General features: G+C 70.6%; 13 protein-coding genes and 1 tRNA gene. 2 read left to right on the top strand and 12 right to left on the bottom strand.

The window, feature by feature from the left end:
• Positions 1–103: 103 nt before the first annotated feature.
• From ABH923_RS16465 to topA, 7 genes are all read right to left on the bottom strand, one after another.
• Positions 104–2,656, bottom strand: coding sequence for a PKD domain-containing protein (locus tag ABH923_RS16465; protein WP_370056466.1), 2,553 nt, complete (start codon positions 2,654–2,656; stop codon positions 104–106).
• Positions 2,657–2,775: 119 nt separating this feature from the next.
• Positions 2,776–2,848, bottom strand: a tRNA-Thr gene (locus tag ABH923_RS16460).
• Between the two features lie 88 nt (positions 2,849–2,936).
• The gene (locus tag ABH923_RS16455) at positions 2,937–3,635 is read right to left on the bottom strand and encodes a TetR family transcriptional regulator (protein WP_370056465.1); all 699 of its coding nucleotides are present in this window, start codon (positions 3,633–3,635) and stop codon (positions 2,937–2,939) included.
• 75 nt (positions 3,636–3,710) lie between these two features.
• A complete protein-coding gene (locus tag ABH923_RS16450) occupies positions 3,711–5,267 on the bottom strand; it encodes an alpha/beta hydrolase (RefSeq protein WP_370056464.1) in 1,557 nt (518 codons plus the stop codon).
• The gene (locus tag ABH923_RS16445) at positions 5,264–6,454 is read right to left on the bottom strand and encodes a DNA polymerase III subunit delta' (protein WP_370056462.1); all 1,191 of its coding nucleotides are present in this window, start codon (positions 6,452–6,454) and stop codon (positions 5,264–5,266) included. Before ABH923_RS16445 ends, ABH923_RS16450 begins: the two co-directional genes overlap by 4 nt.
• Positions 6,455–6,540: 86 nt before the next feature.
• A complete protein-coding gene (tmk, locus tag ABH923_RS16440) occupies positions 6,541–7,170 on the bottom strand; it encodes a dTMP kinase (protein WP_370056461.1) in 630 nt (209 codons plus the stop codon).
• The gene (gene topA / locus ABH923_RS16435; protein WP_370056460.1) at positions 7,167–10,010 is read right to left on the bottom strand and encodes a type I DNA topoisomerase; all 2,844 of its coding nucleotides are present in this window, start codon (positions 10,008–10,010) and stop codon (positions 7,167–7,169) included. Before topA ends, tmk begins: the two co-directional genes overlap by 4 nt.
• 228 nt (positions 10,011–10,238) lie before the next feature.
• Here topA and ABH923_RS16430 point away from each other — a divergent pair, with 228 nt between their 5' ends.
• Entirely contained in the window at positions 10,239–10,490 is a 252-nt protein-coding gene (locus ABH923_RS16430; protein ID WP_370056459.1) for a hypothetical protein, read from the top strand.
• A 38-nt stretch (positions 10,491–10,528) separates the two neighbouring features.
• Here ABH923_RS16430 and ABH923_RS16425 read toward each other — a convergent pair whose 3' ends face one another.
• The 5 genes from ABH923_RS16425 to ABH923_RS16405 form a co-directional block, all read right to left on the bottom strand.
• Positions 10,529–10,915: an Rv3654c family TadE-like protein gene (locus ABH923_RS16425; RefSeq protein ID WP_370056458.1), complete on the bottom strand. Its 387-nt coding sequence runs from the start codon at positions 10,913–10,915 to the stop codon at positions 10,529–10,531.
• Positions 10,916–10,917: 2 nt separating this feature from the next.
• Positions 10,918–11,220: a hypothetical protein gene (locus ABH923_RS16420; protein ID WP_370056457.1), complete on the bottom strand. Its 303-nt coding sequence runs from the start codon at positions 11,218–11,220 to the stop codon at positions 10,918–10,920.
• A 154-nt stretch (positions 11,221–11,374) separates the two neighbouring features.
• A complete protein-coding gene (locus ABH923_RS16415) occupies positions 11,375–11,554 on the bottom strand; it encodes a DUF4244 domain-containing protein (RefSeq protein WP_370056456.1) in 180 nt (59 codons plus the stop codon).
• 116 nt (positions 11,555–11,670) lie between these two features.
• Positions 11,671–12,666, bottom strand: a complete 996-nt coding sequence (locus tag ABH923_RS16410) for a type II secretion system F family protein (protein ID WP_370056455.1) — start codon at positions 12,664–12,666, stop codon at positions 11,671–11,673.
• Positions 12,659–13,705, bottom strand: coding sequence for a TadA family conjugal transfer-associated ATPase (locus ABH923_RS16405; RefSeq protein ID WP_370056454.1), 1,047 nt, complete (start codon positions 13,703–13,705; stop codon positions 12,659–12,661). Before ABH923_RS16405 ends, ABH923_RS16410 begins: the two co-directional genes overlap by 8 nt.
• 357 nt (positions 13,706–14,062) lie before the next feature.
• Between ABH923_RS16405 and acs the strand changes: the two genes are divergently transcribed.
• The gene (gene acs / locus ABH923_RS16400) at positions 14,063–16,012 is read left to right on the top strand and encodes an acetate--CoA ligase (protein ID WP_370056453.1); all 1,950 of its coding nucleotides are present in this window, start codon (positions 14,063–14,065) and stop codon (positions 16,010–16,012) included.
• The last annotated feature ends 29 nt before the right edge of the window (positions 16,013–16,041 follow it).

Raw genomic sequence — 16,041 nt, 5'->3', positions numbered from 1 at the left:
ACCGGCGTTCCCTGAGAGCGCCAGTCGGCCCGGGCCATCACTCCCGCGCTCCCCTCGGACGCACCCGGCGCGTCGCGAAGAGAGACGAGGAAGCGATGGCGGCTCAGGGCACGGCGACGACCTGGTAGCCGGAGAACTTCACCGTGACCGGCGAGACCGTCGAAGCACCCGACAGATACGCGCGCAGCCCGACGCTGCCGAACGACTGCAGCGCCGCTGTGGAGTCGGTGAGGCTCACCTGCCACGACGCCGGCTCGGCCTGCGTGGCGGGCCAGACCTTCGCCTGGAGCGTCGTCGGGGACGTGCCGACGGCCTGCACCCGCAGGTTGAGCTGCGTGCCGGGAGAGTAGGTGAGACCGCTGACGACCGCCGAGGTGAGCGTCGTCCCGCTCTGCAGGAGCTGGACCTGAACGGCGCCGCTGGAGCTGATCCACGCCCGGCCCTCGTAGGCGACCGAGCCGACCTGCCGCGCGAGCGCCGAGACGAAGAGCCCGCCACCGGTCGGCGCGACGTCGGTCGTGAAACCGACGGTGGTGTCGGTGCGGCTGGAGGAGACCGAGCCGAGCGACGCCGTCATCGAGCTCCCGGCCGCGTCCTTCATGTTGCCGGTGCCCGATGTGACGGTGTACGACGCCGCCGTGCCGGAGACCGTCCAGGCTCCACCCGTCGTCGCCGAACCCCAGCCGCTCGCCGTGGTCCTGGCGAAGTCGTCCTGCGCGACGACGCCGGCGGCCGAGACGGTCACGGACTTCGACAGCGAGTTGGTCGCGCCCCCGTTGTCGGTGACGGTGAGCGTCACCGTGTAGGTCCCGGCGGTCGCGTAGGTGTGGGCCGCCGTCGCTCCCGTCGCCGTCCCTCCGTCGCCGAAGGTCCAGGCGTAGGAGGCGATCGTGCCGTCCGGGTCGGTCGAGGCGGATCCGTTCACGTTGACCGTCAACCCGTTCGTCCCGTAGCTGAACGACGCCACCGGCGGCTGGTTGGAGCCGCCTCCCGCGACCACCACCGTGTTCCCGGTGCGCGAGATCGTGTTGCCGTCCGGATCGGTGACCCGGAGCGCGTAGGTGTGCGAGCTGCCCGGCGCGAGCCCGGCGTCGGTGAAGCTCATCGGCCCCGTGTTCCAGAAGTTGTTGCTCCTCACCGCGGTGTAGACCGGGTGCGCCGTGTCGCCGTCGCGCGACAGCGCGTAGGTGAGCTGGATGTTGTCCTGGTCGAACGTGGAGGTCCAGGCGATGGTCGCCTTCCCCGACGTGGTGGAGGTGGCGGTCGGGGTGAGCGCCGCGTTGTTGTTCGGTCCGGTGGTGCTTCGCTGCACGGCGTCGGTCGCGAAGCGGGTGAGCCCGTACTGGTTCTGCCCGTTCACCTGCGGGAACTCGCCGCCCACCACGACGTATCTGCTGTCGCCCGCGATCGTCCACGCCGCCTGGCCCTGGCCGGTGAAGGTGCCCGTCGCCCAGTTCGGGAACCAGGTCTGCAGGGTCGGCGACGGCTTGCCCGCGAAGTTGGTGTAGTTGCCCACAGTGTTCCGCGTCACGGTCCCGGTCGCCGCCTTCGAGAACGCGAGCGAATGGTGGTAGGTGCGCGGATTCGTCTCAGGGAATCCGCCGATGTTGCCGCAGAAATGCGGATGCCCGACGACATAGAGGAGGTTGTTGAGCGGCGCCACCGAGTAGGTGTCGCCGTGGCAGTCCTCCAGCCAGTTCAGCGCTCCTGTGACCGCGTCGGCGGAGAAACTCCCCTCGAAATTCCCGCCGGAACCGAACACATACCCGGAGCCGTAGACGGCGTCCGAGGTCGCGGAGAGCGCCGTGATCCCGGCGTTGACCCCGGCGTCCCTGATCACGCTGTTGGCCGCGAACGGCATGGTGGTGGCGTTCGTCCCGGTGAGCATGACGAGGCCGTAGTGGCTCTCGCCGTTGACGTGCTGGAACTGGCCTCCCGCATAGACGCGGCTCCCGTCGGGGCTCACGGCGAGCGCCTGCACGCCCGCGTCCGCCGTGGGCGACCACGCCGTCACGAGTGCGCCGTTGGCCGGGTTGAGCTCGGCGAGGAACGACCGCGAGACACCGTTGACGTTCGAGAACGTGCCGCCCGCGTAGACGGCGGTGTTCGTCACGGCGAGGGAGCGCACCTGCGAGTCGAAGATCGGCCGGAACGAGGTGATGACTTGCCCGGTCGCCGTGCTGACCGCGGCGAGCCGGTAGTAACTGGCGCCGTTCAGCGTCGTGAAGTCGCCGCCCAGGTACACGCGCGTGCCATCCGGCGAGGCGGCCACCACCCTGACCTGCGCGTTCGCCTGCACGTTGACACTGGTGAGGAGGGCGCCAGTGGTGACGTTGTACGCGAGGAAGTTGTTGCGCGGCGTGGTGTTGGACCCGGCGGGCGAGCCGGCGGGACGGGCGGTCGTGAACTTGCCGCCGACGTAGACGGTGTCGCCGACGACGACCTGCGACCAGGCGACGCCGTCGATCTGGGTGGTCGCCAGCGCGGTCGCCCCGACGGTCGGCGGCGAGGCAGGACTCGACGGATTCGGTGGCATCGTGTCCGCCGAGGCCGGCGCGGCGACGCTCAGCCCTCCCCCGATCAGCAGCAGCGCGCTCGCCACCGCGGTGAACATGCCGAGCAGGCGCGCCCGACGGGATCCCCTTGTCGCTTCCATGACATTCCCCAAGGCAAACTGATTAATTCTCAATTTGCGAGGAGTCTACGCCGGACGCGACGAGCGTGCACGGGGGAACGACCAGTCCCTGCGGACTCGGAGAAAGACGGAAGAAACGGAGCCGCCCAAGGGAATCGAACCCTTGACCTTCTCATTACGAGTGAGATGCTCTGCCGACTGAGCTAGGGCGGCGTGGCCGGACTCGCGCCCGGGCACAGTCAGATAGCTTACCCGATCCCGCGGGGTGCTATCGACCACGGCCGGGGCCGCGGCGGCCGGCTCAGTTGAGCTGGCCGCCCAGTGCCTGGAGCTGGGCGAACGAGCTCCGGAGGCGGTCGGCGAGGGGCTCGACGCCGCCGTGGTCGGCCCAGCACGACCAGGCGTGCCGCATGCCGGCGAACGCGACATAGGTGACCAGGCGCGCCTGCTGGTGGAGGGTCTCCTCGTCGGCGGCGAGCTCCGGGTCGTCGTGCGCGAGCCTGCGCTGCACGACCGCGCTCAGGGCGTCCTCGAACTTGTGCATGCTCGCCATCCGCTGGGCGAACAGCTCGGGGTTGCCCTTCAGGAGCGCGCGGCGGAGGGCGTGCAGCTCCTTCGCACTTGCCGCGTTCTCGCCGGCGTGGGCGCCGCCGCCGAGGTCGCCGTCCAGGTCGCCGGTCTCGATCGCGGCGATGAGGAGGGCGCCCATCCCGTCCAGGATCGGCTCGGCCGGACCCGCGTCGATGAAACGCTCGATGGTGGCCTCGTCCGGGAGCTCCGGCAGTTCGCCGATGATCGCGGACTCCTTCGACGGGAAGTAGTTGAAGAAGGTGCGCGGCGAGACGTTCGCCGCATGGCTGATCTCGTCGACGGTGACGTGGTCGAAGCCTCGCTCACTGGCGAGCTCCAGCGCGGCGAGCTGGATGGCGCGCCTCGTCGCGATGCGCTTGCGCTCGCGGAGGCCCAGCTCGCCCTCCGCGGTCCCGATCTCTACAGTCACGAGTTCGATTATTTCACCGTCTGCAAAATTGCACCACTCACCGCGGCGGTGTCGTCGGCATCCCGGGCTCCGGCGTCAGCAGGTCTTGCCCTTGGGCGGCACGGTTCCGCCCACGAGGAAGTCGTCCACCGCGTTGTTCACGCACGAGTTGGACTTGTTGTACGCCGTGTGGCCTTCGCCCTTGTAGGTGAGCAGATGGCCGTTCTCCAGCTCGGACGCCATGTTCCTCGCCCACACGTACGGGGTGGCCGGGTCGTTCGTGTTGCCGACGACGAGGATGGGCGCGGAGCCCTTCGCCGCGATCGGGCCGCGCTGCACGGTGCTCTTGTACGGCCAGGTGGCGCAGCCGATGTCGCCGTAGGCCATGTACGGGCCGATCACGGGCGCCGCGACCGCGAGCTGGGCGGCCTGCGCCCGCATCGCGGCGGGATCGGCGTCGTAGCCGTAGTCGAGGCAGTTGATCGCCGTGAACGCCTCGGTGGAGTTGTCCGAGTAGGTGCCGTCGCTGTTGCGGCTGTTGTAGCCGTCGGCGAGGGTGAACGCGACCGAGGCGCTGCCCTTCATCACGCTGGCGAACATGCTGCTCAGGTACGACCACGCGGTCGCGTCGTAGAGCGGGTAGATGATCGCCGTGACGAGCGTGTTGGCGCCGAGCTCGCGACCGTCCGAGTTGCGGATCGGACTGCGTTCCACGGCGGCCAGCAGTTCGGAGATGGTCTTCATCCCGTCGTCGACCGTGCCGCTGAACGGGCAGTTCTTCTGCGTGAGGCAGTTCTTCAGGTACGCGCGGAGAGCGCTCTCGAAGCCCACGGCCTGCACCTTCGTCACCTCGTCGTTGCTCGCCGCCGGGTCGAGTGCGCCGTCCAGGACGAGCCGGCCGGTCTTGCCGGGGTAGAGACCGGCGTACACCGCGCCCAGGTAGGTGCCGTACGAGTAGCCGAGGTAGTTGAGCTTCTTGTCGCCGAGCACCGCGCGCAGGAGGTCGAGGTCGCGCGCCGCGCTCACCGTGTCGACGTGGCCGAGCAGGGCACCGGTGTTCTTGGCGCACGCGGCGCCGAACTGCTGCGAGATGGCGGTGTTCTCGGCGATCCACTGGTCCGACCCGCGCTGCCCCGGCGTGATCCCGTAGAGGTAGTCGTCCATCTGCTTCGGGTCGAAGCACTTGACCGCGGACGAGTGGCCGACTCCGCGCGGGTCGAAGCCCACGATGTCGAAGTTGCTCTGCAGCGTCTTGTCGGTCGCGTAGTCGACCGAGTCCTTGACGAAGTCGTAACCGGAGCCGCCGGGACCGCCGGGGTTGACCAGGAGGGAGCCCTGCTTGGTGCCCTTCGCCTGCTGGCGGATGAGCGCGAGGGAGACCTGTCCGGCGGAGGGGTCGTTCCAGGTCAGCGGCGCCTTGGCGGTCGCGCACTGCTTGCCGCTGGAGCAGTCGGTCCAGACCAGCTTCTGCTGGTAGAACGGCTGGAGGGCGGCCGACGCCTTCTCAGGCGCCGGCGTGGAGATGGTGGACGACTTCGCAGGAATGAACCAGGTGACGCAGCCGGTCAGGGTCAGCGCCACGACGGCGGCGATCGCGACGAAGACGGTGCGAGCGGCCCGCCGGCGGGCCGGACGGCCCTCTCGGATGGTCACAGGTCTGTCCCCTTTCGCGCGGCTCCCCCGCGCAGGATCGTCGTGAGCATGGCCTCCAGCGCCAGGGCGGGAGCGACGTTGCCGTCGATCCGCTCGCGGGCTGTCGTGACGGCGTCCATCGCGGCGAGCGTAGCGGCAGGACTCGTGTGCGCGCTGAGAGCGGTCAGGCGCTCGCCCAGCTCGACGTTCACGAGCTCGCTGCCGCTGCCCAGCTGCAGCATCATCACGTCGCGGTACAGCGAGAGCAGGTCGGTGAGGATGCGGTCGATGCCGTCGCGGAGGCTGCGGGTCGCGCGGCGCTTCTGGTCCTCCTCGAGCTGGCGGAGCTGGCCGCGCAACGCCGGCGGGATGGCCCCGCCCGGCTCGATCCCGAGCGAGCGGAGCGCGTGCTCCCGCTCCTCGGCGTCGCGCTCCTCCGTGATGGCCTTCGCGTCGGCGCCGGCAACCTCCAGCAGCGTGGCTGCGGCGAGCACGGCCCCGGAGACGGAGCGGATGCCGAGCGCGAGGTCGAGGGTCTGCGCGCGCCTGCGGCGGGCCTCCTCGTTGGTGGCGAGCCGGTGCGCCATCCCGATGTGGCTCTGCGCGTGGCGCGCCGCGCGTTCGGCGACGGCGCTGTCCACGCCGTCGCGGCGCTCGATCAGGCGCGCGACGTCCGCGACGCCGGGGACCTTGAGGCGCACGGTGCGGACGCGCGAGCGGATCGTCGGCAGCAGGTCGGCGTCGCTCGGCGCGCAGAGGATCCAGACGGTCCGCTCCGGAGGCTCCTCCAGCGCCTTGAGCAGCACGTTGGAGGTGCGCTCCGTCATCCGGTCGGCGTCCTCGATGACCATCACCCGGAAGCGGCCGACCGACGGCGAGAACTGGGAGCTGGCGACCAGCGACCGCACCTCCTCGATGGAGATGATGACGCGCTCGGTGCTGAGGACGGCGAGGTCGGGATGCGTGCGGGCCTCCACCTGGCGCTGCGCCGCGAGGTCGCCCTCCGGGTTCCCGGGACTGAGCAGGGCGGTGGCGAACGCGTAGGCGAGGTTGGAGCGGCCGGACCCTGGCGGCCCGGTGATGAGCCACGAGTGCGTCATGCCACGGGCCGCCACTGCGGCGGGGCCGGAGGCGGTGGCCGCCTCCGCGGCGGAGCGGACGACGGCGATCGCCTCGTCCTGACCCGTCAGGTCGTCCCACACCGCCATACGTTCCAGGCTAGTGGGCACGGAGGACAGCGCGGGCGCGGGGGCAGCGCCTGGTGCGGCGCCTGGTGCGGTGCCGGCTGCGGCGGTCAGACGCGGTCCTCGAGCCGGCGGCGGATGTCGGCGGCGATCTCCTCGACCGGGAGGGCGGCGTCCACCACGAGGAACCGTTGCGGCTCCGCCTCGGCGAGCCCGAGGTAGGCCGCGCGGACGCGCGCGTGGAACTCGGAGCGCTCGGCCTCCAGTCGGTCGTACCGCGTGCGGGACGTGTCCAGCCGGGCGCGGGCCGCGGTCTCGTCGAGGTCGAGCAGGATCGTCAGGTCCGGGAGCAGCCCTTCGGCCGCCCAGAGCGAGAGGTCGCGCACCTGGTCCGCGTCGAGCACCCGGCCGGCGCCCTGGTAGGCGACGGACGAGTCGATGTAGCGGTCCTGCACGACGACGTCGCCGCGCTCCAGAGCCGGGCGGACGACGGTCGCGATGTGGTGGGCCCGGTCGGCCGCGTAGAGCAGGGCCTCCGCGCGCGGCGCGATGTCGCCGCGGTGGTGGAGGACGATCTCGCGGATCTCCACCCCGGCCGCGGTGCCGCCCGGCTCCCTGGTGCGCACGACGGTGCGGCCGCGGTCGCGCAGCCACTCCTCCAGCAGCGCGGCCTGCGTCGACTTCCCGACGCCGTCGCCGCCCTCCAGAGTGATGAACAGGCCGCTCCGGGACTCGCTCACTCGGCGGACTTCTTCGCCGCCGCGCGGGTCGACGTGCCGGTCTTGGGCGCGGCCTTGGTCTTCGCGGCGGTGGTCTTGGCTGCGGTGGTCTTGGCCGCGGTCGCCTTCGCCGTGGTCTTCTTGGCCGCCGTCGTCTTCGTCGTGGTCTTCGCCGCGCTCGCCCGCGAGGTCGTGCGCTTCGCGGCCGGCTTCTTGGCCGGTCCCTTGGCGCGCTTGTCCGCAAGGAGCTGCACGGCACGGGCGAAGTCGACCTCATCCACCGTCTCGCCACGCGGGATGGTCGCGTTCGTCTCGCCGTCGGTCACGTACGCGCCGAACCGGCCGTCCTTGATCTTGATCGGCTTGCCGCTGACCGGGTCGGCCTCGAATTCCTTGAGCGCGCTGGAGGCCCGGCGGTTGCCGTACTTCGGCTGCGCGAAGAGTTCCAGGGCCCCTGCGAGGTCGATCCCGAAGATGTCGTCCTCGCTGGGGAGCGAGCGCGTGTCCGTGCCCTTCTTCAGGTACGGGCCGTAGCGGCCGTTCGCCGCCTGGATCTCCGCGCCCGTCTCCGGGTCGGCTCCGACGGTGCGCGGCAGGTCGAGCAGCTGCAGTGCGGTGTCGAGGTCGATGGTGGAGAGGTCCATCGACTTGAACAGGGACGCCGTGCGCGGCTTGGCCGCCGCCTTCTTCGCCGTCTTCTTGGGCTCGACGACCTCACCGGTCTGCGGGTCCACCTCGGGCTCCAGCTCTGGGTCGGCCTCGGTCACGTACGGGCCGAAGCGGCCGTCCTTGGCCAGGACGAGCTTGCCGCTCTCGGGGTTCGTGCCGAGCTCGCGGTCGGTCTGGACCGGCGCCTCGATGAGCTCCTTCGCCTTGGCGGGCGTGAGCTCGTCGGGGGCGAGGTCCGGCGGGAGGTTGACCCGGCGGGGCGTCGCGTCCTCGGCGGCGCCGGCCTCCTGCACCTCCAGGTACGGGCCGTACTTGCCGATGCGCAGCGTCACGTCGTCGTCGATCGCGATCGAGTTGATGCTGCGGGCATCGATCTCGCCGAGGTTGTCGATCACCCGGCGCAGGCCCTTGTGCTTGTCGCTGCCGAAGTAGAAGCTGTTCAGCCAGTCGACGCGCTCCGCCTCACCGTCGGCGATGCGGTCGAGGTCGTCCTCCATCTCGGCGGTGAAGTCGTACTGCACGAGGTCGCCGAAGTAGTCCTCCAGCAGACGTACGACGGAGAAGGCGACCCAGCTCGGCACCAGCGCCTGCCCGCGCTGCGTGACGTAGCCGCGGTCCATGATCGTGGAGATGATGCTCGCGAACGTCGACGGACGCCCGATGCCGAGCTCCTCCAGCGCCTTCACGAGGCTCGCCTCGGTGTAGCGCGGCGGCGGGGTGGTCTCGTGGCCGTCCGCGGCGACGTCCTGGACGCCGAGCGCCTGGCCCTGCGCGAGCACCGGCAGCTTCGCGTCGGCGGCGTCGGCGTTCCGCTCTTCGTCGCGTCCTTCTTCGTAGGCGTTGAGGAAGCCGCGGAACGTGATCACCGTGCCGCTGGCGGTGAACTCGGCGACCGTGCCGTTGAGCTCTCCTTCGCCGATCCGCGCCTCGACCGTGACCGAGGCGGTCTGGCCCTTCGCGTCGGCCATCTGGGACGCGACGGTCCGCTTCCAGATCAGGTCGTAGAGCCGCAGCTCGGGTCCGCGCAGGGACTTCTCGAGCTCGGCGGGCGTGCGGAAGACCTCGCCCGCCGGCCGGATCGCCTCGTGCGCCTCCTGCGCGTTCTTGCTCTTGGAGGCGTAGGTGCGCGGCTTGTCCGGGACCGTCTCGGCGCCGTACAGCTTCGCCGCCTGGGTACGCGCCGCGTTGGTCGCCTGCTGCGACAGCGACGCGGAGTCGGTGCGCATATAGGTGATGTACCCGTTCTCGTAGAGCGTCTGGGCGACGCTCATCGTCTGGCGGGCCGAGAAGCGCAGCTTGCGGGCGGCCTCCTGCTGCATCGTGGAGGTGGTGAACGGCGCAGCCGGTCGGCGCGAGTACGGCTTGGAGTCGACCTTCGCGACGGTGACGGCCGTGCTCTGCTGCCCCACGGCGTCGGCGAGCGCCTGAGCGGACGTCTCGTCGAGGATCGTGGCGCCGGAAGTCAGCCGGCCGTGGTCGTCGAAGTCGCGTCCGGTCGCGACGCGCTCGCCGTTCAGGCGGGCGAGCCGCGCCTCGAACGCTGCGGCGTCCTCCGGGAGGAGCTGGGCGGTGAGCCCCCAGTAGGAGGCCGCGACGAACGCGAGCCGCTCGCGCTCGCGGTCCACCACGAGCCGGGTCGCCGCGGACTGCACGCGACCGGCCGAGAGCCCGGGTCCGACCTTCCGCCACAGCACGGGCGACACCTCGTACCCGTAGAGCCGGTCGAGGATGCGGCGGGTCTCCTGCGCGTCCACCAGGGCCGTGTCGATGTCGCGGGTGTTGTCTCGCGCCTTCTCGATGGCCTCCCGGGTGATCTCGTGGAACACCATGCGCTTGACGGGCACCTTGGGCTTGAGGACCTCGACCAGGTGCCACGCGATGGCCTCGCCTTCGCGGTCCTCATCAGTTGCGAGCAGGAGCTCGTCGGCGTCCTTGAGGGCGCGCTTGAGGTCGGCGACGGTCTTCTTCTTCTGGTCGGACACCACGTAGTAGGGCGCGAACTCGTTCTCGACGTCGACGGAGAACTTGCCGAGCGACCCCTTCTTCAGCTCCGGAGGGAGGTTCTTCGGCTCGATCAGGTCGCGGATGTGTCCGACGGATGCCATGACCTCGTAGCCGTCGCCCAGGTACTGGGCGATGGACTTCACCTTGTTCGGAGACTCGACGATGACGAGCTTCTTGGTGCCAGACACGTGACTCCTCTTATATAGCAACTGTGTTCGCGGGACCGCACTGGTCCGAAGCGCGCTCCCCCGAGCGCCGCGCAGAGGGCGGCGAGCGTGGGCCGCACGGCCCAACAGGCAAACCATACACACCTAGGCCGTTCGTGTGCCTAATCGCCGGCCGCCCCGTTCGCCGCGGGCGGACGGCTCGTGCGGCGGGGCCTGTTGCTCGCCGAGCGCCGGGAGGACAATGGCAACATGGCAACGACCTCAATGACGACGTACACCGCCAAGCTCATCGACGGCCCTCTCGAAGGCAAGACGATCTCGACCTCCTTCCTCGACTCGGGCGACCCGCGACCCCGCCTCGAACTCCCTGCGGCAGCGAGCGGCAAGCACTACCTGTACGTCCGCGGCTCCGCATCGGAAACGGAGTACGCGTCCGACGACCCGAGCGGCTCGCTCCCGAGCGCGGTGGCGTATCGGTACGTGGAGACCGTGTTCGACTGACGCGGTTTCACCCTCGGTCCGCGATTTCACCGAGCGCGTCACCGTGATCCCGGCGGACCCGCGCGGGCGGCCGCGGAGGTCTCCCACGCGAGGTAGGGGACGGAGACCTCGACGCTGACGACGACCGCCTCGACGACGCATCCCGTCATGGAGGCGCCGTTCCCTCGCGCCACGACGTCGGCCCGGGCGCACGGCTCGCCGCTCGTCCGGCCCACTGCGACGTCCGCCGCGGCGAGCGCGGTGGCGTCGGCGGCGACCGCTGCTTTCTGACGCGCACCCCAGGCTCCCGTCACACCGATCGCCGCGGTCGTCAGCGCGACCGTGACCGCGACGACGGCGAGCGCGAGGACCGTCCCTGCCCCGCGCTCCCGCCGCCGCGGAAGCGCGAACGCATCGCACGCGACTCCGGGGAAGCGCTGATCCACGTTCATCCCTCCTCCGTGTCGTCGAGCACGCACGAGCGAGCCGACACCGTGAGCCCGAGCGCGCCGAGGCCACCCGAACGGCTGGGCGCCGTGACTGTCACGCACAGCAACCCGTCGCCGGACCCGACCCGACGGGACGCACCCTCCGGCGGAGGGGGCGCTGCGTCGCCCCGACCGATGAGGCGCGCCGCAGCCGCCGCATGATCGAGTAGCCGTGCCTGTTGAGCTCCCGCCTGGATGGCCCCGACGCAGAGCGCCAGGCACACGAGCACAGCGGGGAGGGCCGCTGCGAACTCGGCCGTCACGCTCCCCCGTTCGCCGGCTGGTTCGGGCCCGATGCCGCCCGGCCACGTGAGATCGTCGCCCGGCCGGTTGAGATCGTCGCGCGGCCGGCTCCGTGCGTTCGAGACGACCGCGGCTCGCGAGCCGCCCCCGCGCATTCGGCTCCCTCTCGTGTCGTCAGCCATCGACCGTCAGGGCCCGTCTGACGAGGTCGGTGAGGATGGACTTCACCTCGTCGCCGCGCAACAGCATCAGCAGCGTGCCGGCGAACGCCACTGCGGCCATCGTCGTCACGGCGTACTCCGCCGTGCTCGCTCCCCGTTCCTCCCAGCGCAGCCTGTGGATGATCTCCCGCATGTGCGATCCCTTTCTCTTTCGTTCGTTTCTGTCGTTCCCGCCGGGTCCGGCGGCGCATATCGATCGTCTCGTCCGGCGTCTCCGTGGTGGGCGGCGCTCCCGAATCTGTGGACAACTCAGGTGAGGTCGGCGAAGGTGGAGGACACCATCCCGAGGATGACGGGCACCACGCCCAGGAGCACGAACGCGGGAAGCACGCACACGCCGAGCGGGAGCAGCAGCCGCACGGCGAGCAGTTCCGCCCGGCGCCGGCCCTCCGCGCAAGCGGTCCGCCGCTGTTGCCGGGCTTCGGCGGACAGGAGTTCGATCGCCGGCGCACCTGCCCGCTCCGCGATGCGGAGCACCCTGTCGACGGACGCGTCGCCGTCCACGACCGCGTCGAGGCCGATGCGACGAGCGACCTGTTCGATCGTCTCCCGGGCGGCCGGCACCGACATGCCGCCGGCGAGCGCGATCGCCGTCAGGTCGTGCTGGATGCCCGAGACCGGTCCCGCCCGCGAAGCCGACCGGACCAGGTTGCGCGTCCAGGACCGGCCCGCGATGAGCAGACCGCACCCGGACCCGGCCGCGATCCAGCCGAGCGGTCCGGTGACCAGCGTGCCGATCACGTCGACGCCGATCGCGTAGGCCATGGCGACCCCGACGACCGGCAGCCAGGACATCAGCCGTGCCGTCGCACGTGGGCCGGCGAGCGCGGTGGCGATGTCGCGTTCGCCTCCCGCTCGATCGCGCAGGGCCTCGGCCGCGCCGCGCAACGCAGGCGCGAGCGAGGCGCCCGCGTGTTCCGCGATGGCCCACGCCGCCGCGACGGCTGCGACACCGGCATCCCCGCCGCCGACCGGGCCGATCTCAGCCTTCTTGCCTGTCGCTGCACCCGCCCGGCCACCCCGGGCCGCCGCGGCCAGCGCCTCGGACGGCGGGACTCCCGCGGCGACGAGCGTCGCCGCCCGGACGACAGCGGGATGCGTCGCCTCCGCGGCCACGTACTCCCATGCCGACCGGGGCGAGATGCCGGCATCGAGGAGCACGGCGAGCGCCTCCACCGACCCCGACAGGAGGTCGTCGGCGGGGCGCCGCGCTCGATCGCGGGCTGCTTCGCGTCGCTCACCCATGCGGCACCACCGCCAGTCGTCCGTCCGGGGTCGTTGTGAACCGGCCGAAGCCGGCGACCCGGCGGCGGTCTCCCGAGCGCTCGAGGTGGACGATCAGTCCGATCGCGCTGATCGTCTGCCGCGCTGTCGCGATGTCGTCGAGGCCGGCGAGGGCGCCCAGTGCCTCCATGCGGGCGGGGACATCGCCCAGCGAGTTGGCGTGGAGGGTTCCGGCGCCGCCGTCGTGTCCGGTGTTCAGGGCGGAGAGCAGGTCGGCGACCTCCTCTCCGCGGCACTCGCCGAGGACGAGCCTGTCCGGCCGCATTCGCAGCGCCTCCCGCACGAGTCTGCGCAGTCCTACACCGCCGGCGCCCTCGAGGTTCGGCTGGCGGGTCTGGAGGCCGACGACGTGCGGGTGCGGGACGCGGAGCTCGGCGACATCCTCGATGAGCACGATGCGCTCGGCGGGCGGCGCGTTCGCCAGGACGGCCGCTAACAGCGTCGTCTTGCCCGCGCCGCCGGCGCCGGTCACGAGGATGTTCGTCCGGGCGGACACTGCCGCGCGGAGCAGGGCCGCGCCATCGGCGGTCACCGAACCGACCCGGACGAGGTCGTCCATCGTGAGGGCAGCGCGTGCGGGGACGCGGATCGACAGCAGAGTCCCTCCCGTGGAGATGGGCGGGAGCACCGCGTGGACGCGGACTCCGCCGGGGAGCCTCACGTCGACGAACGGCGTTGCCTCGTCGATGTGCCTGCCGCCTGTGGCGATCAGCCTCGTCGCCAGCCGGCGCGCGGCGTGTGCGTCGGCCGTCCAGCCGTCGACCCGGTGGAGGCCGCGCGGGCCGCCGTCGGACCAGAGGACGCCGTCGCCGGTGACGAAGAGGTCCGTGACGCCGTCGCGCATCAGGTACGGAGCGAGGGGGCCGAACGTGTCCCAGATGTCGGGGGCGGGCGCCGCGCGCACGGGAGGCGTCGATGTCCTCGGCAGGGGCGGTGCGAGCTGTGTCGGCTGCGGGACCGTCGCGATCGACGGTGCGATCCACTGGCTTGAATTCCTCATGACCTCGACGCTACGAAGCCGGAAGAACGTCCGGGGCCGGCGTCGCGGATCTGTGGAGAACCCGCGTCATCCACATCAGGTCGTGGACAAGTCCGCGAGAGGAACCAAGCATGAGTCGCCGGGTTAAAAAAGGGGGGCCGCACCTATTGGGGGGAACAGGTGCGGCCACTGCGGCGCATGATTGGGGGGAATCGATTGCGCCGCACGCCAGAATTTGTCATTCGGCCGCTGCCTAGTTTACGCAGAATCAATGCAAACGCAAGTCTGCTCGGAGGCCGTCACCCGCTGGTTGTAGAGTCAAGGATTGTCGCGCCACGACTCGAACACCAGCATCGCGAAGGAGCGAAAAGACTCCCCATGAGCAACACAATCGACAATCTGCTGCACGAAGCCCGGCGGTTCGCGCCCAGCGAGGAGTTCGCCGCGAACGCGGTCGCGACAGCCGAACTCTACGAACGAGCATCGGCCGACAGGCTCGGATTCTGGGCCGACCAGTCGCGCGACCTCCTGCACTGGCACACCCCCTTCTCGCGCACTCTCGACTGGTCCAACCCTCCCTTCGCGAAGTGGTTCGACGACGGCGAGCTCAACGTGGCCTACAACTGCCTCGACCGCCACGTCCTCGCCGGCAACGGCGACCGCGTCGCCATCCACTGGGAGGGCGAGCCAGGCGACACCCGCTCGATCACGTACGCCGAGCTGACAGCGGAGGTCAAGAAGGCGGCCAACCTGCTCACGAGCCTGGGCATCAAGGCCGGGGACCGCGTCGCGATCTACCTGCCGATGATCCCGGAGGCCGTCATCGCGATGCTGGCCGTCGCGCGCATCGGCGCGGTCCACTCCGTCGTCTTCGGCGGCTTCAGCGCCGAGTCCCTCCGGTCGCGCATCGACGACGCGTCGGCCAAGCTCGTCGTCACGGCCGACGGCGGCTGGCGCAAGGGCCGGGTCTTCCCACTCAAGGACGCTGTCGACGCGGCGCTCGCGAACGGCGAGTCCACGGTCGAGCACGTGCTCGTCGTCAAGCGCGGCGAGAACGAGGTCGCCTGGACCGAGGGCCGCGACCTGTGGTGGCAGGACGAGATCGCGCTCGTCGACGCCGACCACGTCGCCAAGGCCTTCCCCGCCGAGAACCCGCTGTTCATCCTCTACACGTCCGGCACGACCGGGAAGCCGAAGGGCATCCTGCACACCTCGGGCGGCTACCTGACCCAGGCGGCGTTCACGCACAAGAACGTCTTCGACCTCCACCCGGAGTCCGACGTCTACTGGTGCAGCGCAGACGTCGGCTGGATCACCGGCCACAGCTACGTCGTCTACGGGCCGCTCGCCAACGGCGCGACCCAGGTGCTCTACGAGGGCACCCCGGAGACGCCGCACCCCGGCCGTTGGTGGGAGATCATCGAGAAGTACAAGGTCTCGATCTTCTACACGGCGCCGACCGCCATCCGCTCCTTCATGAAGATCGGTCGCCAGCACCCGCAGAAGTTCGACCTGTCGAGCCTGCGCGTGCTCGGCTCCGTGGGTGAGCCGATCAACCCCGAGGCGTGGATGTGGTACCGCGACGTCATCGGCGGCGGCTCCACCCCGATCGTCGACACCTGGTGGCAGACCGAGACCGGCGCGATCATGGTCTCCGCGCTCCCCGGCGTGACCACGCTCAAGCCGGGCAGCGCACAGGTGCCGCTGCCGGGCATCTCGATCGACATCCTCGACGAGGCGGGCGTTCCGGTCGGCAAGGACCAAGGCGGCCTCCTCGTCGTCACCGAGCCGTGGCCGAGCATGCTGCGCGGCATCTGGGGCGACCCGGACCGCTTCGTGGAGACCTACTGGTCGAAGTTCGGCGACAAGTACTTCGCCGGCGACGGAGCCCGCTACGACATGGACGGCGAGATCTGGCTCATGGGCCGCGTGGACGACGTGATGAACGTCTCGGGCCACCGCCTCTCGACGGCCGAGATCGAGTCCGCGCTGGTCGCGCACCCGCTGACGGCGGAGGCAGCGGTCGTGGGCGCCGCGGACGAGACGACCGGCCAGGCCGTGGTCGCGTTCGTCATCATCAAGCAGAACCAGCTGGAGACGGCCGAGTCGATCGATGTCGCGGCGGAGCTGCGCAAGCACGTCTCCGAGCAGATCGGCGCGATCGCCCGCCCACGGGACATCTTCATCGTGACGGAACTGCCGAAGACGCGCTCGGGCAAGATCATGCGCCGCCTGCTGAAGGACGTCGCGGAGGGCCGGGAGGTCGGCGACACGACGACGCTCGCCGACACGGCCGTGATGAGCTCCATCCAGGCGAAGCTCACCTAGGCGCCACCGCCTCAGAAGCGCAGACGAAG

It is taken from the genome of Leifsonia sp. EB41 (assembly GCF_041262565.1).
Classification (GTDB): domain Bacteria; phylum Actinomycetota; class Actinomycetes; order Actinomycetales; family Microbacteriaceae; genus Leifsonia.
This window is presented reverse-complemented; position numbering and strand designations above follow the sequence as displayed.